The sequence below is a fragment of the Streptomyces sp. E-08 genome (assembly GCF_049913095.1).
Classification (GTDB): domain Bacteria; phylum Actinomycetota; class Actinomycetes; order Streptomycetales; family Streptomycetaceae; genus Streptomyces.
On record NZ_CP183971.1, the window covers coordinates 7951609 to 7972212 of the forward strand.

The 20604-nt window shown below is 71.0% G+C and carries 17 protein-coding genes and 2 pseudogenes; 15 read left to right on the top strand and 4 right to left on the bottom strand.

The genetic code is table 11. From position 1 onward, the window contains the following. Positions 1–131 precede the first annotated feature (131 nt). Positions 132–1781: a phospholipase A2 gene (locus ACN9MM_RS36330; RefSeq protein WP_426368031.1), complete on the bottom strand. Its 1650-nt coding sequence runs from the start codon at positions 1779–1781 to the stop codon at positions 132–134. Between the two features lie 195 nt (positions 1782–1976). On the opposite strand from ACN9MM_RS36330, the gene ACN9MM_RS36335 reads away from it, so the two are divergent. The 4 genes and pseudogenes from ACN9MM_RS36335 (at position 1977) to ACN9MM_RS36350 (ending at position 4444) form a co-directional block, all read left to right on the top strand. Continuing rightward, positions 1977–2642: a hypothetical protein gene (locus tag ACN9MM_RS36335; RefSeq protein ID WP_426368032.1), complete on the top strand. Its 666-nt coding sequence runs from the start codon at positions 1977–1979 to the stop codon at positions 2640–2642. 521 nt (positions 2643–3163) lie between these two features. Then, positions 3164–3259: pseudogene (locus ACN9MM_RS36340) on the top strand (IS5/IS1182 family transposase); the annotation flags it as partial. Between the two features lie 42 nt (positions 3260–3301). Continuing rightward, the gene (locus ACN9MM_RS36345) at positions 3302–3559 is read left to right on the top strand and encodes a DUF6221 family protein (RefSeq protein WP_426368033.1); all 258 of its coding nucleotides are present in this window, start codon (positions 3302–3304) and stop codon (positions 3557–3559) included. 315 nt (positions 3560–3874) lie between these two features. Continuing rightward, on the top strand, positions 3875–4444 hold the full coding sequence (locus ACN9MM_RS36350) for a GNAT family N-acetyltransferase (RefSeq protein ID WP_426368921.1): 570 nt from the start codon (positions 3875–3877) through the stop codon (positions 4442–4444). Positions 4445–4452: 8 nt separating this feature from the next. Here the strand turns inward: ACN9MM_RS36350 and ACN9MM_RS36355 are convergent. Continuing rightward, a pseudogene (locus ACN9MM_RS36355) lies at positions 4453–4542 on the bottom strand (transposase family protein); the annotation flags it as partial. Positions 4543–4738: 196 nt separating this feature from the next. Here ACN9MM_RS36355 and ACN9MM_RS36360 point away from each other — a divergent pair. From ACN9MM_RS36360 to ACN9MM_RS36380, 5 genes are all read left to right on the top strand, one after another. Next, a complete protein-coding gene (locus tag ACN9MM_RS36360) occupies positions 4739–5806 on the top strand; it encodes a pentapeptide repeat-containing protein (protein WP_426368922.1) in 1068 nt (355 codons plus the stop codon). A 569-nt stretch (positions 5807–6375) separates the two neighbouring features. Next, the gene (locus ACN9MM_RS36365) at positions 6376–8241 is read left to right on the top strand and encodes a M6 family metalloprotease domain-containing protein (RefSeq protein ID WP_426368034.1); all 1866 of its coding nucleotides are present in this window, start codon (positions 6376–6378) and stop codon (positions 8239–8241) included. Beyond that, entirely contained in the window at positions 8238–9074 is an 837-nt protein-coding gene (locus ACN9MM_RS36370; RefSeq protein ID WP_426368035.1) for a hypothetical protein, read from the top strand. The genes ACN9MM_RS36365 and ACN9MM_RS36370 overlap by 4 nt, the downstream gene beginning before the upstream one ends. Beyond that, complete coding sequence (locus tag ACN9MM_RS36375; RefSeq protein ID WP_426368036.1) at positions 9071–9988, top strand: ATP-grasp domain-containing protein; 918 nt, start codon at positions 9071–9073, stop codon at positions 9986–9988. The genes ACN9MM_RS36370 and ACN9MM_RS36375 overlap by 4 nt, the downstream gene beginning before the upstream one ends. Positions 9989–9992: 4 nt before the next feature. Next, a complete protein-coding gene (locus ACN9MM_RS36380; protein WP_426368037.1) occupies positions 9993–10301 on the top strand; it encodes a hypothetical protein in 309 nt (102 codons plus the stop codon). Positions 10302–10414: 113 nt separating this feature from the next. Here ACN9MM_RS36380 and ACN9MM_RS36385 read toward each other — a convergent pair whose 3' ends face one another. Then, positions 10415–11695 (bottom strand): glycoside hydrolase family 6 protein, encoded by a 1281-nt coding sequence (locus ACN9MM_RS36385; protein WP_426368038.1) that lies wholly within the window; start codon positions 11693–11695, stop codon positions 10415–10417. 107 nt (positions 11696–11802) lie between these two features. Next, positions 11803–12768, bottom strand: a complete 966-nt coding sequence (locus ACN9MM_RS36390) for a glycoside hydrolase family 6 protein (RefSeq protein WP_426368039.1) — start codon at positions 12766–12768, stop codon at positions 11803–11805. Positions 12769–13082: 314 nt separating this feature from the next. Here ACN9MM_RS36390 and ACN9MM_RS36395 point away from each other — a divergent pair, with 314 nt between their 5' ends. The 6 genes from ACN9MM_RS36395 to ACN9MM_RS36420 all read left to right on the top strand — a co-directional run bounded on the left by ACN9MM_RS36395 (position 13083) and on the right by ACN9MM_RS36420 (position 20569). Next, positions 13083–14096, top strand: a complete 1014-nt coding sequence (locus ACN9MM_RS36395; protein ID WP_426368040.1) for a LacI family DNA-binding transcriptional regulator — start codon at positions 13083–13085, stop codon at positions 14094–14096. A gap of 556 nt (positions 14097–14652) precedes the next feature. Continuing rightward, entirely contained in the window at positions 14653–15654 is a 1002-nt protein-coding gene (locus ACN9MM_RS36400) for an ABC transporter substrate-binding protein (protein ID WP_426368041.1), read from the top strand. Between the two features lie 67 nt (positions 15655–15721). Then, on the top strand, positions 15722–17290 hold the full coding sequence (locus tag ACN9MM_RS36405) for a sugar ABC transporter ATP-binding protein (protein ID WP_426368042.1): 1569 nt from the start codon (positions 15722–15724) through the stop codon (positions 17288–17290). Continuing rightward, positions 17287–18402 (top strand): ABC transporter permease, encoded by a 1116-nt coding sequence (locus tag ACN9MM_RS36410; protein ID WP_426368043.1) that lies wholly within the window; start codon positions 17287–17289, stop codon positions 18400–18402. The genes ACN9MM_RS36405 and ACN9MM_RS36410 overlap by 4 nt, the downstream gene beginning before the upstream one ends. After that, positions 18399–19406, top strand: a complete 1008-nt coding sequence (gene yjfF / locus ACN9MM_RS36415) for a galactofuranose ABC transporter, permease protein YjfF (RefSeq protein ID WP_426368044.1) — start codon at positions 18399–18401, stop codon at positions 19404–19406. Before ACN9MM_RS36410 ends, yjfF begins: the two co-directional genes overlap by 4 nt. A gap of 86 nt (positions 19407–19492) precedes the next feature. After that, entirely contained in the window at positions 19493–20569 is a 1077-nt protein-coding gene (locus ACN9MM_RS36420; RefSeq protein WP_426368045.1) for an aldose epimerase family protein, read from the top strand. Positions 20570–20604: the final 35 nt, after the last annotated feature.

Here is a 20604-nt window from a genome sequence, read left to right on the forward strand (position 1 = left end):
ATGTGGTGAAAGGTCCTCGCGGAACGGGCCGGGTGGCGAGAGGTGTCCGCCACCCGGCCCGTTCACGCCCGAGGAGCGTGCTCCGTCAGGCGCTCGTGCTGTGCGTCGTCAGAAGGTGCGCGGACCCGTGATCAGGTCTTGTTGGCACCGTTCTTCGGGTGCCCCTTCCAGGCCACGGCCTTGAGATAGACGTACGCGTAGGAGTTGCACTTCCAGCGGACCAGGATGTTGTACGCCTTGCAGCTGTGCGTCTTCATCGTGCTGTAGAAGGCGTTGTCGACGTTCGACTTCTTGCTGCGGTCCAGGTAGTACTTGTAGCCCTTGTACGTGTTGCCGATGAGGCCGTAGCCGTAGTCGTGGCTGTCACACGCGGCGCGGAAGTTGAAGCCGCCCGGGCGGCTGATGTTCGGGCCGGGGGTGCTGCAGCCGTCGTAGATGATGCCCGCCACGCGGAAGCCGGTCGGCGTGTACCGGAAGTACGGCCAGTGCCAGCCGTAGTGCGCCGCCCACGCGACGCAGCCGCGGTTGAGGTACCACATCCACTCGGTGGCGCGGTTGCAGTAACGCGGGTAGGCCTGCGGGTCGTTGATCTCACCGGTGGTGAAGTCCCCGGCCGGAGGCGCGGTCGCGGTTCCGTCGCCGGCCGGGCCCTGCAGGGGCTCGGTCGAGGACGGCAGGTCGGTGCCGACGGGCGCGGCGTTCGGTTCGGCCGACTCGGCCGGGAACGTCAGGTCCCACTCGCCGTTGGTCGGCGAGGCGATGTCGGAGACACGCCCCGTGGAGTCGTAGGCGTACGACGAGACCGGGTCGGTGCCCTCGACCGGGTTGGTCACGTTGCGCAGCAGACCCGAGGCGTCGTAGGAGTAGCGCGCCAGCGTCTGCGTGGTGGCACCCGACGTGAGGGTGATCTCCTTGGCGCGGCCCGTGTACTCACCGAGCGCCGTGCCGGTGGCCGTCGTGGCGGTCGAGTACTTGACCGAGACCGACTGCGCCGGAGCGTCGGCGGTGGCGGGCTCGCTGACCGTGTTGACCCGGCCCTTGGTGTCGTAGGAGACCGTGGCGGTGGCGCCGTCGGCCAGGTTGCCCAGGCTGGTCACGCGCCACTTGTCGGTGCCCGGAGCGACCTGCTTCCAGTTGTAGGTGGCCGTGAGGTTGGCGACCCCGATGGCCGCGCCGGCGTCCTCGTCGCCGGTCACGTCGGTGTCCGGGGTGCCGGTCGCGGGGGCGAGGGTCTCGACCGCGGTGGTCACCAGCGTGCCGGTGGCCTCGTTGTACGTGGTGGTCTCGGTGAGCTTGTCGCCGGTGGCGGTCTCGTACTTCTTGACACCGCCGCCGCTCGGGTAGTCGACGCTGCTCTTCAGGGCGTACGAGACGGAGACCTTCGCGTCGAGGTCGGTGACCACGACGGAGTCGGCCTTCTGCTCCAGCTTGCGGTTGAGCTGACCCCCCAGGAACCCGGATTCCCACCCGGGTCCGAAGACGCCCTGGTCCGGACGGGTCGCGGGCGCCGACTCCGGCCTGGCGACTCCGTCCGCTCCCTCGGTCACCGTGTGGGTACGGCCCATGAGGCCTTCGGCCACATCGGTCTCGTACAGCTCGAAGGACTTCTCCGCGGTGGAGTACTGGCCGGGACCGACCTGCTGGATCTCCCCGTCGGCCAGCGGTGGATCGACAGTGGCGGCCGCGGCCTGCGGCTGCACGATGACGACGGCTCCGGCGGTCTGCGGGAGCAGAAGTGCCATGGAGAGCGCGGCCATGACGGGCAGGGCTGTCTTGCGCACGAGTTCCCCCCTCGTGTCGTAGGAATGTTGCTTGATCGCTGCGGACCGTAGACCTGCGTCGATCGCGACCACAAGTGGCTTGTATTCAGCGGAAGTTGCTTCCGCTTCCTTGCAGCAGTGAAGTTCCTCGTCTGCCGCCCGAGGTTGAGTACGCGTACTCATGTGGCCTGTGCGGCCTGGCCCAAGACTGGGTACATGAAGCGAACCCGAGCCCAGATCAAGGCAGTTGACCCCGTATTGCGCCGCCGTCGGCGCACCCTGACGGTGACGGCTCTCGCCGTTCTGACCTTGGCGTCCTGCGGCTCCGAGCAGCCGGATCCCCCCGGGGCGCGGGCCAAGGCCGTCGACTCCGTCTCGGCCGGGAAGGACGCGGCCTTCACCAAGATGCTGGACGAGGTGGCGCGGGAGTGCCCCCCGCCAGGTACGAAGAGGGAGTCGCCGGCCACCCCGGAGGGCGAGCCGCCGACCGCTCCGGTGGAGCCGCCGCCCGGTGCCACGGTGGAGCCGCCGCCGGGCGGCGCGGTCGAGCCCGTCGCCCCCACGGCCGGCCCGGAGGCGGAACTGGACGCACGCGACTGGTGCGCCGGCGTCCAGCACGAACAGCGTGTGGCCGAGGCGCTCCTGCAGCTCAAGCAGCCCGATCCCGCCCAGGTCAGGAAGGTGCTGAACGGCCTCGGCTACATCGACGAGCGCATCCACGACCTGAGGCGGTCCGGCGCGGTCACGAAGTTCGCCGTCGACCTTCGCGACAAGGGGGGACGCCTGTGCCTGGACGGCACGGCCGGCGGCGAACTGACGGAGGTCGAGGCTTGTGTCGCGCCTGCCGATGGAACGTTCGCCATTGCGAATATCCATCGCTGATCGTGGCTCCGTTGTGAGCTAGGTCACATGCTTCGTCTCATTCTGGGTGACGAATTGGAAGCGCCACGTTACCCATGAATGGGGGATAGTGTCCTAAATCGGTACTGTAGCGGCGAGTTAGGGGATGCCGGGCCATTGGGGGGTGGTTGTCCACAGGGATTGCAATTGAAATTGCGTCAGCAATCAGACATGTCCATGGATGCCTGGATTCCGTCCCCGCTTCGACCTCGCCGCCCGCATCGGCCCCGAGATCGGCGACCGAGCACCGCGTGCATGCCGCCCCCGGGTGGGGTCGGTCTCGTCGCATGGCTCCAGGCCGAGCGGACCCTGGAGGTGAAGGGGTTGTCGATGGCGGCGGACGGGTTGGGTCCGGCATCGCGCTCGTCGTCCTCACTCCCGTCGAGACAGCGGAGGCAACAGCATGATCACGACAGTGGAGCGGGTGCGGGCCGCGTACACCCGTGCCGCCCACGTGGACCGGCCCGAGGTGTGCAGCGACCTGCGCCGCCGGGACGAAGCGGAGGCGGAAGCAGTGGCGCGGCCTGGCCATGTGAACGGACAAGCTCGCCATCGCCTACCAGGCCGCACTCCACCTCGCCGCCGTCCTCGTCTGGTAGGCCGCTTGACAGCTGAAGCACCTTGTTCGCGAGGATGACCGCATGGACGATCTTGTGGAGTTCCTGGTCGCACGCATCATGGACGACAACCACGCCTACGCCTACGTGGCGGGCACCCTGGGCGGCGAGGCTCTTCTCGACAGCCACCTCCCCATGCTCGACCTGATCGAGCAACTGGCGAACGACTACAAAGCCATGACTCCCTCGGACTCCCGCTCGGCCGGTCTGGCATACGCGCTGCGAGTCCTTGGCCAGTCATACGCCGAACACCCCGCCTACCAGCAGGAATGGCACCCATAGCCTTTCAGGGAGACAGTCCATAGGTGTGGCAGCTCCCTGCCGAGGGGCTGGACACACTCCTCTCGTCGCTGCCCCGCCCGATGGCGCTGGGCAGGGCTGCCGTCCGCGAGTTCCACCCTGCCCGGAGCCATGGACGGCGCCCGCGAGATCACCGCCTACGGCAGCTGGCGCCCCGCCCTCCCGTCCATCGAGGACGAGGGCCGCGCCGGCCTGGTGCGGCTGTCGGGCGCTGCTGGGAAAAGGCGTGGCTGCCCGTCAGTCGCGATGTGACAATCGGTCCGCATCTTGATCCAGATCCGCGTTCCGGAGGTCCGCATGGACATCGCCTCTCTGCTGCCGATGACCACGCCCCGGTTGTCGCTCCGTCTGTTCACTCCCGGCGACGTCGACGACCTGTACGCCTACCAGAGCCTGCCGAGCGTGGCGCGCTACTTGTACCGGCCGGCGCACACGCGGGAGCGCAGCGAACAGGTTGTGGCCGAGCGCGCGGCGCACTCGGTGTGGTGCGCCGACGGGGACAAGCTGGCGCTTGCCGTGTGCCGACGCGATGAGCCCGGCGTCCTTGGCGAGGTGACGCTCACCCTGGCCCATGCCCGCGCGGCCCAGGCCGAGATCGGCTGGACTCTCGACCCCCATCACGAGGGCCACGGCTATGCGACCGAGGCGGCCCTGGCGCTGGCCGGGTTCGCCTTCGACAGACTGGGCGTGCACCGGCTCTACGCACGGCTGGACGTGGAGAACACCGGGTCCGTGCGGGTCTGTGAGCGGCTCGGGATGCGTCGGGAGGCGCATCTGGTCGAGAACGATCTCGACGGGGATCGCTGGGGCAGCGAGTACATCTACGCGGCGCTGGCCGCGGACATGCGCGGTCGATCAGGCAGTTGAGCCCGACGCTCGGCGTAGGCGAACAGGTCCTCCAGTGTGCGCAGCCGAAACCCCGGCCGGTCCGGGACGCCGAAGTCGCGGCCCGCCGGCAGTGGTCGATCCCACAACTCGCTTCACTCATACGGTCGTTCTCATGTCACGGGCCCGTGCCACAGCACTCTTGATCGTTTACTGGGCGGAGCCTAAGCTCCTGTGCCCATGGAGATGGGGGAACCGGACCGCGGGCGGCGGGCATGGCGCGGCGGGCTGGTCAGGCGTCGTACAGCCGTGGCTCTCGTGGCCGGGGCGGCGGGGCTGGTCGTTCTGGGCGCAGTGTTCGTCGTACTGCCGGGTGTGGTGGTCGACCACGATCTCTCCGGGGCGAGCGTCGCCGCACAGGATCGACTGAAGGCGGTGAACGATGTCCGTACGACGTTTCTGCAGGTGGTCGGCGGCCTGGTCGTACTCTTCGGCGCGTATGCCACCTGGCGGCAACTGCGGGTGAGTCAGGACGGTCTGCGCGCCACCCAGGAGGGCTACGTCACTGACCGGTTCAGCCGGGCCGTCGACCAGCTCGGCAGCGACAAGCTGGACGTGCGCATCGGCGGGTTGCACGCGCTGTGGCGGATCGCGGAGCAGTCCGCCCGCGACCGGGAGGCCATCATCTCCATCCAGGCCGCGTATCTGCGTACGCACCTGCCCTGGCCGCCCGCCGGGCCGGAAGCACCGGCGGGAGACGTGCCCATCAACGACATCGCCCCCCTGGAGACTCGCGCCGCCGACGCCCAGGTGGCGCTGACCGCGCTCGGCGTGCTGTGCCGGCACCGGGAGCAGTCCTGGGTCAATCTCAGCATCACGGACCTGCGCCGGGCCGACTGCGACGGACTCTGGTTCCCCGAGGTCAACTTCGACCGTGCCTGCCTGGAGGCCGCGGGTCTGTACCACGCCAATCTGACCCAGGCGTCCCTGGTCTCGGTGAACCTGCGGCACGCCGACCTCACGACTGCGATTCTCCGCCGGGCTCGCTGCGTTCTGGCCGACCTACGGGGCGCGAAGCTGGTCGAAACCGACGTGCGTGACGCCGACTTCACGGAGGCCGACCTGCGCGAGGCGAACCTGCGCAAGGCCGTCGCCCGTGGCGCGGTCTTCCAACGCGCCGATCTCCGCATGGCCGACCTGCGCGGCACCGACTTGAGCACCGCCCATCTTGTCGACGCACGCCTGACCGGTGCCGTGGCCAGTGAGCACACCCGCTGGCCCGTCGACTTCGACCACACGGCCGCCGGAGTCGTCGACACCGATGACCCCGGCCCCGAGCCCTCGCCCCTGCTCCAGCCCCCGGGGATGACGTGGCAGGCGCCGCAGCTGCGGTCCACTCCCTGACCGAGACGCGCCGGTCAAGGCGGCGGCGACCGCGATCCGCCTGACGGTACGACTCCTCCTCGGCGGCGTCGATCGCGGAGCTCGGCATGCTCCTCGGCCAGGCAGGGCCCACCGACTTCCAGCGGAGCCGGGCGCTGTCGGTCCGGGACAGGAGTGCCGGCGGCGCGGGCAGTACACGGAGGCGTTCGCCGACTTCGACGAGGCGATCGCGCTGACCCCGGACGCTCCCCGGCCGTCCGGCGCTGACCGATCACGACCGGGCGCCCGGCATGGATCCGGACTACGCCTGGGCCAGGGCGGCGCGGGCCGAGATCGTGGCGGCGCTCGCCGGGCGGCTGTCCCGTAACGGTGGCCCCGACGAGTGAGTACGGCCTCGCGCACGGGCACGTTCTGAGCGGTGGCCGTCGACGGCGGGCGTGAAGGGGGCGCACATCGGCGCGTCCCGTGTGTGGCGCGCGCCGCCCAGGGGAGCGCATGTGTCCGCGGCTCGTTCGTTCAACGCGCCCCCGTAACCGGGGAGGATTACCGTGCCTACGGTAAGCGACATCCCATCACTCTATGGAGTCGACATGGTCGACCGTGCCGCCGTCCCTTCCTCCTCGTTCTGTGCCGTCGCCCCCAGCCCGGAACTACGCCGGCGCATGCTGGAGGAACTCGAGCAAGCACGCGGTGGTCCGGGCGAGCTCACCCATCTGCTCGGCTTCACGAGCACGCCCACACCCCTGGGCTTCGACGACGGAACGATCTTCCCGCCGGAGGAGTTTCCACCCGGGACTCCCCGCGCCGCCATCAGCGCGGCGGCGGCCGACCGGGCGCCGCTGCGCGGCACCATCAGGGCGGTCGTCGTCCTGGTCGACTTCTCCGACAAGCCGATGACGAAGTCGGCGGCGGACCTCGACAAGCTGTTCTTCTCACTCGGCGCCATGCCGCACGGCAGCGTGCGCGAGTACTACCGCGAGGTCACGAACGGCCTGATCGACCTGGTCGGCGAGGTCCACGGTCCGTACCGCATGCCCGAGACCATGGACTGGTACGCGGCCAACAACTTCGGCATCGGCAGGCCCAGCGGGCCCTTCCGGTCACCGGAGATGGCGAAGTCCGCCGTGGAGGCCGCGGACCCGAGTGTGAACTTCGCGCCCTTCGACAACGACGGGAACGGCTACGTCGACGCCTTCATCGTCGTGCACGCCGGGCCCGCCGCCGACGAGACCGGAAAGCCGTTCCACATCTGGTCGCACAAGTCGACCCTGCCCGCCGTGCACCAGACCGACGGCACCAACGTCTACGGCTACCTGACCATCTCCGAGGACGCGAAGATCGGCGTCTGCGCGCACGAACTCGGACATCTGCTCTTCGGCTTCCCCGACCTCTACGACACGGACGACAGCTCCGAGGGCGTCGGCTCGTGGTGCCTGATGGGAGCGGGCTCCTGGGGCGGAGGCGGAGACATCCCCACGCACCCGTCCGCCTGGTGCAAGGTCAGTCAGGGCTGGGCCACGACCAAGGTCGTCACCACCAGCGGCAGTGAGTCCTTCCCGGACGTCAAGTCCAGCCACACCGTCCACCGGCTCTGGAAGAACGGCGCGGGCGGCAGCGAGTACTTCCTCCTCGAGAACCGCCAGCGGACCGGCTACGACGCCTCGCTGCCGGGAGACGGGCTGCTGATCTGGCACATCGACGAGAACCAGCCGAACAACCGGGACGAGCACCACTACAAGGTCGGCCTCGTGCAGGCCGACAACCAGCGCAACCTCGAACTGAACCAGAACCGCGGCGACGCCGGCGATCCGTACCCCGGAAGCAGCGGCAACACCTCGTTCACCTCCACCAGCTCACCCGACTCGAAGTCCTACGCGGGCGCCGGTTCCTGTGTCTCCGTCACCCGGATCTCGCCGTCGGCCGCCACCATGACGGCCTCCGTGGCGGTCTCCTGCGGAAAGGCCCCCATCAAGGAGCTCAAGGAGCACAAGGAGATCAAGGAGCCGTTCAAGGAGATCAAGGAGCCGTTCAAGGAGGCGAAGGAACCGTCCAAGGAGGTCAAGGACTTCAAGGACCGCAAGGACGGGGAGGTGAAGACGAAGGAGCCGTTCAAGGAGCACAAGGACCTGAAGGACCGCAGGGAGGACAAGCCGCCGTACAAGGAGGTCAAGGACGACTTCGACAACCCTCCGGGCGGGAGGGCGCGAGCGACGGGCGGGGAGAGCGACCCCACCGCCGCCGCGATCGTGGACCTGCAGACCCGGCTCGCCGCACTGGAGCAGACCGTGGGCGCCGGCGGCACCGACGACCCCGCCGAGCCGTTCATCGGCGGTGAACTGCGACCCGACCTGATCGGCGGGCCGCAGTACGGACAGGGCGCCGACGCGCTGCGGGAAGCCGTCGAGGCCGGCGACGCGCAGGCCAAGCGCTCGTACGACAGCCTCCCTCCGCAGTGAGCGGAACCCTGCTGCTCCTGGCCGCACCCGGTGACGGCGGCGCGGCGGCGGTGGCCCGCGCGCTGTCGGCCCGGGGCGGCCACGGGGGCGTCCTGACGCTCACGCCCGCCGACCTCGCACGCGCCCGGTGGAGCCACCGGGTGACCAGCGGGGGAGAGGCGTCCACCCGGATCACCCTGCCCTCCGGGCAGGTGCTCGACGACCGGACCATCGGCGCGGTGCTGCACCGCCTGCCGGGCATGCCGCTCGCCGCCGGCGCCGAGAACGGCCCCCGCGCCAAGGACGCCCTGTACGCGCACAGCGAGCGGCAGGCGCTGGTCGCCAGCTGGCTGCTGTCCCTCGCGCCCCGGGTGATCGGCCTGATCGGCGCGTACGGGACGGCCAACGGGACCGTCTCCCCGACGACGGCACTGGTCCACGCCGAGCAGTGCGGCCTGCCGGTCGCCCGGCGGGGCGGGGCGACGCGCGGCGGCCTGGTGGGCCCGACCGTCCCCGGCGAACGGCACGCGCCGCGGCTCGCCTGGCCGGGCGGCCCCACGTCGCCGGTCCCGGTCGACGTGCTGCCGGAGGAGCCGACGGCGTACCGCGACAGCCTGCTCGTCGCCGGGGACCGCGTGATCGGTCCCCGCGCCGAGGAACACGGCGAGCGCTGCCGACGCCTCGCCGGCGCCCTCGGCACACGGCACTTCGAGCTCCGGTTCGCGCCCCGCGCGGCCGGCCCCGTGGTGACGGAGGTGCGGCTGTGCCCGCGCCTCGACGACCCGCTGCACGTCGCGGCCACCGCCTCCTTCATGGTGGCCGTCGCCGAAGATCCCGCGAGGAGGCCCGAGTGATCCTTTTCTTCGGCCGTACGGACGACCCGCCCCTCACCCGCGCGATCAACGCCGCGCGGGACGCCGACCTGCGGCACCTGGTGATCGACCAGTCCCACATCGCCCGCTACGACCTCGTCGTCGGAACGGGCGCGCTGGACGCCCGGCTGACCGTCGAGGGGATGCGGGTCCCGCTCGGCGACGTGTCGGCCGTGTACGCCCGCCCGCTGGAGCCGCCCACCGACGGCGACCCGGCGGCCCGGGCGCGGGCGGCGGCGTTCCAGGAGTGGTTCGTCGGCTGGCTCGACACCACCCCGGCCGTCGTGGTCAGCCGGCCCCGCGCCATGGAGTCCAACTCCTCCAAGCCGTACCAGGCCCAGCTCATCGGACGCTCCGGCTTCTCCGTACCGGAGACGCTGGTCAGCGACGACCCCGACGAGATCCTCGCGTTCCGCGCCCGGCACGGCCGGATCGTCTACAAGTCGGTCAGTGGCATCCGTTCCATCGTCAGGGAGTTCACCGGCGCCGACGAGAGCCGGCTCGCCCTCGTCCGCGGACTGCCGACGCAGTTCCAGGCCTACGTGCCGGGCCAGGACGTCCGCGTCCACGTCGTCGGCGAGGACACCTACGCGGCGGCCGTCGACAGCGACGCGATCGACTACCGCTACGCCGACCGGGACGGCAGGTCCGCCCGGCTCGCCCCGCACGACCTGCCCCCGGACACGGCCCGGCGCTGCGTCGACCTCGCCGCCTCGCTCGGCCTGCCCCTCGCGGGCATCGACCTGCGCCGCACTCCCGACGGCGAGTGGGTGTGCTTCGAGGTCAATCCGATGCCTGCGTACAGCTACTACGAGGCGCACACCGGCCTGGCCATCTCCTCGGCGCTCATCGCGTACCTCGACGGCCGCCGGGCCGCGGCTCCCGTGGGGGTGTGAACACGTGGTCCAGGCCGTCGAGAACCTCACCGCGCTCACCCTCCGGCTCCTTTCCCGGACCGCCCACCCGCGCCTCGACGAGTGGGACCTCGTCACCTGCCAGGTACTCGCCTCCCGCCCCGTGCCGGGAGTGGCCGACCTGATCTCCGCCGGCATCACGGACTCCCGGCTGAGCCTCGGCATCCGGCGCGAGCTCCTCCAGGACGTGATGCTCGGGGCGACCCTCCACCTCCGGGCGAGACTCGGATCCTCGGGCGACATCCTGGCGGAACCCCACCCGGCCACCGGCGACTTCCGGGTCGAACAGCCCTGATCGGAGCCGTCCGGGCCCCGGTGGACCGGTGAAGTCCCGGTACGGCTCCGGTGACGGCCCCCCGCTCCTGGCACGCGAAGCACCAGGGGCGGGGGACAGCGGGCGGACGCGGCTCAGTGGTTGAAGGTCAGCCGCGGTGCCGCGTTGCGCGCCAGGCCGTGGACCTGGTCCGGCCACCAGGTGCCGGCGGGCGGGTCGACGATGCCGTACTCGGGGTCGATGGTGCCGCCGGTGTTGCGGGTGCAGCTGCCGTCGGACTCGCCCGGGATCTTGATCCACAGATAGGCGTCGACGAGCGGGACGCCGGTGTCGCCGGTGGGGCGCGGGCCGAGGCCGCGGCCCGGGGCGTTGCACCAGATCTCCGGGTCGCCGGTGTACTTGCCGGGCTCCGGGGTCCAGGCGCCGCGTCCGTTGCGGCTGGTGTCGATGACGAAGCGGTGGAGCGCGTCGGCCGGGGGGTCGCCCATGGTCCGGTCGAACCAGGCGTCGGTCCAGCGCCACGTGGTGGGGTCGGCGGAGTTCACCACGCTGCCGGGGGTGCCGTCGTTGGGCGCGGCCGGGGAGTAGTACTGGGTGGCGCACCAGTCGGTGTGGCCGCGCGTCTCCTCGGGGCCCTCGGTCGCCCACCACATGCACTTCGATATCCAGGTGCCGTACCTGGCGTTGTGGTCGGTGGGGTGGGTGTTCGACACGTTGAGGGCGAAGCCGTCGCTCTCCCGGACGCCGGCATCGAGCAGGCGCTTCGCCATGTCGCCGACGGGCCGCCACAGGACGTTGCCCGCGTCGAGGTAGACCGTGGTGCGGGGCTTGGCCTTGAGTGTCCTGACGGCGTAGGCGAGGTCGGCGACGCGGGCCGCCGTGAGCTCGCCGGTCGGGTCCGCGTTCGGTCCGCAGTCGCGGGGGAGGAGGGCCAGACCGTCGGGCTCGACGACGACCACCGCCTTGCGGTCGCCGATGCCGGCGGCGAAGGCGTCGATCCACTGCCGGTACGCGGCCGAGGACGCGGCTCCGCCGCTGGAGTACTGCGTGCAGTCCCGGCCGGGCACGTCGTAGGCGATGAGGACGGGTGTCCGGTCGACCGCGCGGGCTTTGCGGACGAGGCCGTTCACCTCCGCGCGCACCTCGGCGGGCGTGCCCTCGGTGAACCAGTCGGCCTGCGGCCAGCTCGCGAGCTTCGCCATGTTGACGGCGTTCGCGAGGTCGCCCTTCCCGAGGTCGGTGAGAGCCTGCTCGGCGGCCTTGCTGTGCGGGTCCACGTAGAACTTCGTGGTCGGGGAGATCCCGTCACCGGAGGGTGCGGCCTGCGCCTGCCCCTGCGTCGCGGTGAGGGCGGCGCAGGCCGCGAGCGCCGCGAGGGCGGCGGTCGCTCTGCGCCGTGGGGTGCGTGGCTTCATGGTGCTCTCCTGGTCGATGGGTGGGGAGAGGGGCCGGTGGTCCCTGTGGCCCGGCCGCGGGGCGGGACGGGAGGCGCCGGGCCACAGGAACCGGGGGAGGGTGAGGCTCAGTAGCCGTAGATCATCTTGTAGGCGACCTCGGGGAGGAACTGTCCGGCCGTGGAGCCGGCTCCGACGCCGCAGTTGCCGTCGGACTCGCCCGGGGTCTTGAGCCACAGCAGCATCTCGGCACCGCCGCCCGCTTGGGTGGGCGTGCCGATGCGGCGGCCGGCCGCGTTGCACCACTCGCCGTTGGAGCCGTTGCCGTTGCGGCTGGTGTCGACGACGAACGGCTTGGTGTAGCCGTAGCGGGCGGCCAGTTCGCTGTTGACGGCGTTGCCGTAGGCGGTGTTCTGAGCGGTGGTGTAGTAGTTCGAGATGTTGAGGGAGAAGCCGTGGGCCTGCCGGAGGCCGGCCTCGTGGAGGCGCTGGGCCATCGTCCCGGCGCTCACCCAGCCGGGGTTGCCGCCGTCGAGGTAGACCCAGGTGTGGGGCGCCTGGCGGTTGAACTCTGCGACGGCTCCGCTGATCATGCCCTGGCGTTCGCGGATCTGGGTCGGGTTCAGGCAGCCGTAGTCCGCGAGGGAGTCCGGTTCGAGGACGACCACGGCCGGGCGGTCGGCGATGCCGCCGGCGAACTGCGCGGCCCAGCTCGCGTAGGCGGCCGGCGAGGAAGCGCCGCCTCCGGAGTGCCCGCCGCACGAGTCGCGGAGGTAGATGTTGTAGGCGACCATGAGGGGCAGCTTGTCCGCGTAGTCCGCAGCGCCGACGTACGCGCCCGCGGCGGTGCCGATGGTGCCGCTCCAGGAGCCGAACCAGCGGGCCATGGGGGTGTTGGCGAGGGAGGCGTTGATCGCGGGTGCCCGCCCGTCACCCGGGTTGGCGGCGACCCACTGCTTGGCGCTGGAGTTCGGGTCCACGTAGAACCCGCTGGTCATGGTGGTCGGGTCGGCCGCGTGGGCGGACGGGGCGACGGCGAGCGCCAACGGCAGCGCGAGGACGGCTGCCGCGAGGGCGTGGATTCGGCGGCGCATGACAGTACCTCGGTTTCCTGACGGGGGACGCGCCGCACGCTCTCGTCCCGAGCTGGCGGCGCACTGAGGAAGTGCGGTGGTACGGCGGCTCCCCCCGGAGCCGTGGAGTTCGTGGAAGCGCTCCCACTGGAAGCGGTACCAGTCGGCTCTCCGGGCGTCCTGGGGTGTGGGCCGTATCGTGTGACGTGCCGGTGTGCCTGTCAAGTGGCGCCTTTTGACCAGCACTTCACGCGGCGGCTGGAAACCTTTACAGTCCTCGAACTGGAAGCGCTTCCAGTCTCCCTGCGTACGACTCGTGACAGGAAGGGCAGTTCATGGCGGAAGGTGTGCCACGCCGGCAGTCGACCCTCGACGAGGTGGCCGAACTGGCCGGTGTCTCGCGGTCGGTGGCCTCCCGCGTCCTCAACGACGCCCCGCACGTCAGCCGCGCCAAACGGGAAGCGGTCGAACGGGCCGTTCACCGGCTCGGATACGTCCCGAATCCGACCGCCCGCGCACTGGCGACCCGTCAGACGGGCGCGGCGGCCCTGGTCGTCTCGGGGGAGGACCCGTCGATCTTCGCGGATCCGTTCTTCGCCCAGGTGATCGTGGGGGCATCGGCGGCCCTGGAGGACGCCGACCTCCACCTGATGCTGTGCCTGGCCGCCTCCGACCGGGGCCGCAGGCGCGTGGAGCGACTGCTGCGGGCCAAGGGTGCCGACGGCGTGATGCTGATGGCGCTCCGCGAGGACGATCCCCTGGCCCGCATGGCCGAGGAGGCGGAGATTCCCGTCGTGTTCGGCGGGCGTCCCGTCGGTCTGGACCCCCGGTGGTACGTGGACGTCGACAACGCCGGCGGAGCCCGCGCGGCGACCGAGCACCTGATCGCGGCCGGCCGCACCCGGGTGGCCACGATCTGCGGGCGGCTGGACACGGAGGCCGGGCGCGCCCGGCACCGCGGCTACCGGGACGCCATGCTGTCGGCCGGCCTCGATCCGTACCCCCCGGAAGCGGGCGACTTCACGGAGGCCGGTGGAGCCGCCGCGATGGCGGCGCTCCTTGACCGGCATCCGGACCTGGACGGGGTGTTCGCCGCCAGCGACAACATGGGGGCCGGCGCACTCCGCTCGCTGCGCCGGGCCGGCAGGTCGGTCCCCGGGGACGTCGCCGTGGTCGGGTTCGACGACCTCGACGTGTCCCGGATGGCCGATCCGCCCCTGACCACGGTGAACCAGCCCATCGAGGGTCTCGGCCGGGAGATGGCGCGCATGCTGGTCGCGCTCATCCACGGACAGGACCCCACCCCGCTCATCCTGCCCACGCGCCTGGTCGTCCGCGCCAGCGCGTGACGGGACGGCACGCTGTCGGGGACCCCCGCGAGCGGCGCCCGGGCGGTGGCTCCGAAGCGGTGGGACAGATCGGCCGGGCCGGGGTCCTTGCCGATGACCGTCGACTCGCCGGGGGAGCAGGCGGCGAGGAGCTGCACCGCGAGCAGGCCGACGGCGCCTCGCCCACGGCGGTGAGGGCCGTCGCGACGTCAGGTGGTGGAGGTTCCGGCAGGCCGCCGCGCGCGGCCACCGGCGAGCCGCGCTCCACCTGAGCGCGATCCTGGAGCGCCAGGGCGAGCTCAAGGAGGTCGGCCGCTGGTCGCGTGTTAACGCTCACAACTTTTCTGGCCAGCGGCTCCCCATGTGCATCAAGAACCGGTAACAGCCGTACGAACCCTTGAGTTACAACTCTGTTAGCGCTCACAATGTGTCGCATTCGCCAGCGCCGATCGTCGAGGCCGACGCTTCGCCCTGGCTCCTTCCGGCTCAACCACCCCTGCGCAGCCACGCCTTCACCGGACCCTGAACCCATCAGGGCTCCGTCTGGTCCGCCGCACGTCCCGAGAGGAACCACGACATGGCCCACAGAGCCCTCCGCGTCTTCGCCGCCGCCGCCCTGGCCGGCAGTGTGCTGACCGCCTGCACCACCGAGCCCGTGACCACCGGCACCACCGGCGGCTCCGGCAAGGGCTCCTCCGACGGCAAGCTGGTGCTCGGGTTCGCCCAGGTGGGAGCCGAGAGCGGCTGGCGCACCGCCAACACCAAGTCCGTGCGCGAGGCGGCCGAGAAGGCCGGGATCACGCTCAAGTTCTCCGACGCGCAGCAGAAGCAGGAGAACCAGATCAAGGCCATCCGCACCTTCATCCAGCAGAAGGTCGACGTCATCGCCTTCTCGCCGGTGGTGGAGTCCGGGTGGGACACCGTCCTGAAGGAGGCCAAGAACGCCGGCATCCCGGTGATCCTCACCGACCGCGCGGTCGACTCGCAGGACACCTCCCTCTACCGGACCTTCCTCGGCTCCGACTTCGTCAAGGAGGGCGAGGAGGCGGGCAAGTGGCTGGTCAAGGAGTACGAGGGCACCTCCGAGCCGGTCAACCTCGTCGAACTCCAGGGCACCACCGGCTCCGCACCCGCCAACGACCGCAAGGCCGGCTTCGCCGACGCCATCAAGGGCGACCCCAAGTTCAAGGTCGTCGCCTCCCAGACCGGGGACTTCACCCGGGCCAAGGGCAAGGAGGTCATGCAGGCCTTCCTCAAGTCCCACGAGGACATCGACGTCCTGTACGCCCACAACGACGACATGGCCCTCGGCGCCATCCAGGCCATCGAGGAGGCGGGCAAGAAGCCGGGCACCGACATCAAGGTGATCTCCGTCGACGGCATCAAGGACGCCTTCGTCGCCATGCAGCAGAAGAAGATCAACGTGGTCGTCGAGTGCAACCCGCTCCTCGGTGACCAGCTCATGGAACTCGCCAAGAAGGTCGCGGCGGGCGAGGACGTCCCGCGACGGGTCGAGGTCAAGGAGGGCGTCTTCACCCAGGACCAGGCCGAGGCCGCCCTGCCGAGCCGTCAGTACTGACCCACCGCCCGCACATGACCGGGGGCGGCCGACGCGCCGCCCCCGGTCCCTCAGGAGAGGAGGGCGGATGGCAGCCCCACCCACCCCTCACACCCCCACGCCCACCCCCACCGACCGGCCCGTCCTGGAGGCCCACGGCATCCGCAAGGCCTTCCCCGGTGTCCTCGCCCTCGACGGCGTGGGCCTGCGCCTCTTCCCGGGCGAGGTCCACGCGCTGATGGGCGAGAACGGCGCCGGCAAGTCGACCCTCATCAAGGTGCTCACCGGGGTCCACCCGCCCGACGCGGGAACGGTCACCGTCGACGGCACCCCCCAGCGGTTCACCGAACCCCTGGAAGCCCAGCACGCCGGAATCAGCACGGTCTACCAGGAGGTGAACCTGTGCCCCAACCTCTCCGTCGCGGAGAACATCCTCATCGGCCGTGAGCCCCGGCGCCTCGGCCTCGTCCACTGGTCGGCCCTCCACCGCCGTGCGGCGCGGCTCATCACCGAGCTCGAACTCGACCTCGACGTCCGCCGCCCGCTCAGCGCCCACTCCCTCGCCGTCCAGCAACTCGTCGCGATCGTCCGCGCCGTGGACATCCAGGCGAAGGTGCTCGTCCTCGACGAACCCACCTCCAGCCTCGACCGCGACGAGGTCGCCCAGCTCTTCGCGCTGGTCCGCAGGCTCCGAGACCGGGGCGTCGCGATCCTCTTCGTCACCCACTTCCTCGACCAGGTCTTCGACCTCTGCGACAGGGTGACCGTCCTGCGCAACGGTCGCCCCGAAGGCGAGTACCGGATCGACGAACTGACCCCCGTCACCCTCGTCCACCGCATGGTCGGCAGCGAACCACGCACCCCGGACGAGCCCGCCGAGACCTCCCCCGTCGCCACCGACGCCGTCTCCGGCCCCACGGACGCCCCCTTCCTGAGTGCCCGCGGACTCGGCAGGTCCGGTTCCATCGAGCCGTACGACCTGGACATCCACCGGGGCGAGGTCATCGGCCTGGCCGGACTCCTCGGATCCGGCCGCACCGAGGCCGCCCGGCTGCTCTTCGGCGCCGACCACGCGGACGCGGGCGAGCTGCGGATCGACGGCGAGCGCGTCGCCCTGCGCTCACCGCGCGCCGCGATCGCCCACAAGATCGCCTTCTGTTCGGAGAACCGCAAGGCCGAGGGGCTGATCGGCGAACTCACGGTCCGCGAGAACATCGTGCTCGCCCTGCAGGCCGCACGAGGCTGGACGAAACCCCTCTCCCGTACCCGACAGGACGAGATCGCCGCCCGCTGGACCGAGGTCCTCGACATCCGCCCGGCCGACCCCGAGGCCCAGGTGCGCAACCTCAGCGGCGGCAACCAGCAGAAGGTGCTGCTCGCCCGCTGGCTGCTCACCGACCCCGACCTCCTGATCCTGGACGAACCCACCCGGGGCATCGACATCGGCGCCAGGACGGAGATCGGAAGACTCGTCACCCGCCTGGCGGCGGAGGGCACCGCGGTCCTCTTCGTCTCCGCCGAACTCGAGGAAGTCCTGCGGCTGAGCCACCGGGTCGGCGTGCTGCGGGACCACCGTCTCGTCGCCACCCTCCCCAACGACCCGACCCTGACGCCCGACCGGATCCTGGGCGCCATCGCCACCGGAGCGACCTCATGACACCACCTGACGACACCGGCGCCGGGGGGCGCCCGGCCCGGGCGCCCGGCACCCGGCGGCTCACCGAGCACCGCCTGTTCTGGCCCGCCGCCGCCCTGGCGGCCCTGCTCCTGGGGAACGTCGCGCTCACCCACGACTTCTTCGCCGTACGCGTCCAGAACGGGCACCTGTACGGCAGCCTCATCGACATCCTCCAGTTCGGCGCCCCCCTGGTCCTGGTGTCGCTCGGCATGACGCTGGTCATCGCGACCCGGGGCATCGACCTCTCGGTCGGCTCGACGGTCGCCATCGCCGGCGCCCTCGCGTGCGAGCACATCGCCACCGCCCAGGACCCCGGGAGCCTGTCCACCGTCCTGACGGCGGTCGTTCCGGCGCTCGGCGTCGCCGTCGCGATCGGACTCCTGAACGGCTTCCTCGTCGCCCGGCTCGGCGTCCAGCCCATCGTCGCCACGCTCGTCCTCATGGTCGCGGGGCGGGGCGTGGCCCAGCTGATCACCGACGGCCAGATCATCAGCGTGTCCAGCAGCCCCTACAAGATGATCGGCGGAGGCTACTGGCTCACGCTCCCCTTCGCCGTCCTGCTCGCCGCGGCCCTCGTCGCGGCGACCTCCCTCGTCACCCGGCGGACCGCGCTCGGCATGCTCATCGAATCGGTGGGCGGCAACCCGGTCGCCAGCCGGCTCGTCGGCATCCGGGCGGCCGGGCTCCTGGTCATGGTGTACGTGGTGAGCGCCGTGTGCGCCGCGGTGGCCGGCCTGATGATCAGCTCCAACGTGTCCAGCGCCGACGGCAACAACGCGGGCCTGTGGATCGAGCTGGACGCGATCCTCGCCGTGGTCATCGGCGGCACCGCCCTCACGGGCGGCCGCTTCTCCCTCGGCGGGACGGTCCTGGGCGCGCTGATCATCCAGACCCTCTCGACCACCATCTACACCCTCGGCGTACCACCGGAGACCACCCTCGTCTTCAAGGCCCTGGTCGTCATCGTCGTCTGTCTCGCCCAGTCGCCCGCGTTCCGCGCCCGACTCCCGCACCGTCGCCGACCGGCCGGCCCGGAACCGGCCCCCGCGGCCGGTGACGGGGGAGCGCGCCGGCAGGAGGTCCACCCGTGAGCACCACCCTCGACTCGCTCAGCAGGCCGCTCCAGCGGTTCTCGGCACGGCACGCCACCCGCCTGCCGCTCATGGTGACGGCCACGCTGCTGGTCGCGATGTTCTCCGTCGGATCCGTGCGGTACGAAGGCTTCTTCTCCGCGCAGGTCCTGCTCAACGTCCTGATCGACAACGGTTTCCTGCTCGTCGTGGCGATCGGCATGACGTTCGTCATCCTCACCGGGGGCATCGACCTCTCCGTCGGCTCCATGGTGGCCCTGTCGACGATGCTGACGGCCTCGCTCGTCGAACAGAACGGCGTGCCGCTCGCCCTGGCGGCGCCGCTGGTCCTGCTGGTGGGAGCAGGGGGCGGCGCCCTCATGGGCTGGGTGATCCACACCTTCGAGATCCAGCCCTTCATCGTCACCCTCGCGGGCATGTTCCTCGCCCGCGGCCTCTGCTACATGATCAGCACGGAGTCCCTCTCCCTCACCGACCCGACGACCACGCGGATCGCCCAGACGAGGGTGCTCCTGCCCGGCGGGCTCTTCGTCTCTCCCGCCGTGGTCATCGCCCTGGTCGTGCTCTTGCTCGCCTTCGTCGTCCTCCACCACACCCGCTTCGGGCGGACCGTCTACGCCCTCGGCGGCAACGAGTCCTCGGCCCGTCTCATGGGCCTGCCCGTGGGACGCACCAAGGTCGCGGTGTACGCCGTGAGCGGGCTGTGCTCCGCCCTCGGCGGTCTGCTGATGACCTTCTACATGCTGTCCGGCTACGCCCTGCACGCCGTCGGCATGGAGCTCGACGCCATCGCGGCCGCCGTCATCGGAGGGACCCTCCTCACCGGGGGCTCCGGCTTCGTCCTGGGCACCGCGCTCGGCGTGACGGTCCTCGGCCTGATCCAGACCGTCATCAGCTTCCAGGGGACGCTGAGCTCCTGGTGGACACGCATCGTCATCGGCGGGCTGCTGTTCGTCTTCATCCTCCTCCAACGGCTCTTCGGCGGTTCCCGAGCGGACCACTGACCACCCGCCAGAACGACCACGGCCGGGGAAGCGGGGCATCGCGCCCCGCTTCCCCGGCCGCGCCGCACTCCCGACAAGGAACTCCCATGACCCCGTCCACCCACCCCCTCTTCACCGGCGGCCCACCGGTCTGCCTCCCGGCCACGGCCACGGACCCCGGACAACGCTGGATCTTCGGCTTCCCCGACGGACTCACGGCCGAGGTGCACACCCTCGGCGCCCGGCTCCACGGCCTGTGGGTGCCGGACCGGCACGGCACCCCCGCCGACGTCGTCCTCGCCCCGCGCGACCCCGCCCGCACGGCCGACACCGCCCGCTACTTCGGCTCCACCGTCGGCCGCTACGCCAACCGCATCGCACGGGGCCGCTTCTCCCTGGACGGCACGCCCTACCAACTGGCCACACAGGAGAGCGGCCACTGCCTGCACGGCGGAACCGACGGCTTCGACACCCGGGTCTGGGAAGCCGAGAGCGTGCACAGCGCGGAGCGGACCGGCGTGCTCCTGCAGCTCCGCAGCCCCGACGGCGACCAGGGCTTCCCGGGCAACCTGGACGTCACCGTCAGCTGTCTCATCAGCCGCGACGACGAGCTCACCTTCTCCTACACGGCGGTGACCGACGCCCCCACCCTGGTCAACCTCACCAACCACGCCTACTTCAACCTCGAAGGCGAGGGCGCCGGTGACGTCCTCGGCCATGAACTGGCCGTCCACGCCGAACGCTACACGCCGGTCGACCAGGACCTCATCCCCCGCGGCGACCACCTCCCCGTGTCCGGCACCGCGTTCGACCTCCGCCGGCCGCTCAGGATCGGCGAGGCCCTGGCACGGCCCGGCGCGGCCGGCGGGTACGACCACAACTTCGTCCTGGGGCGCAACGACGAACAGACGCCGCGCCGGGCCGCCGTCCTCCACGCCCCCGCCACCGGCCGCTGCATGGAGGTGCTGACCACGGAGCCGGGACTCCAGGTCTACAGCGGGGGGCAGTTCGACGGATCGGTCCTCGGGAAGAGCGGTACGCCCTACCGGGCCGCCGCCGGCATCGCCCTGGAGACCCAGCACTTCCCCGACGCCCCGAACCGCCCCGGCGACCCGTCCACCGTGCTGCGCCCCGGCGAGGAGTACCGGTCGAGGACCGTCCTGCGGTTCCGTACGCGCGCCTGACCGCGTACGGGCACGCCGGGACATGACTGTGCCCG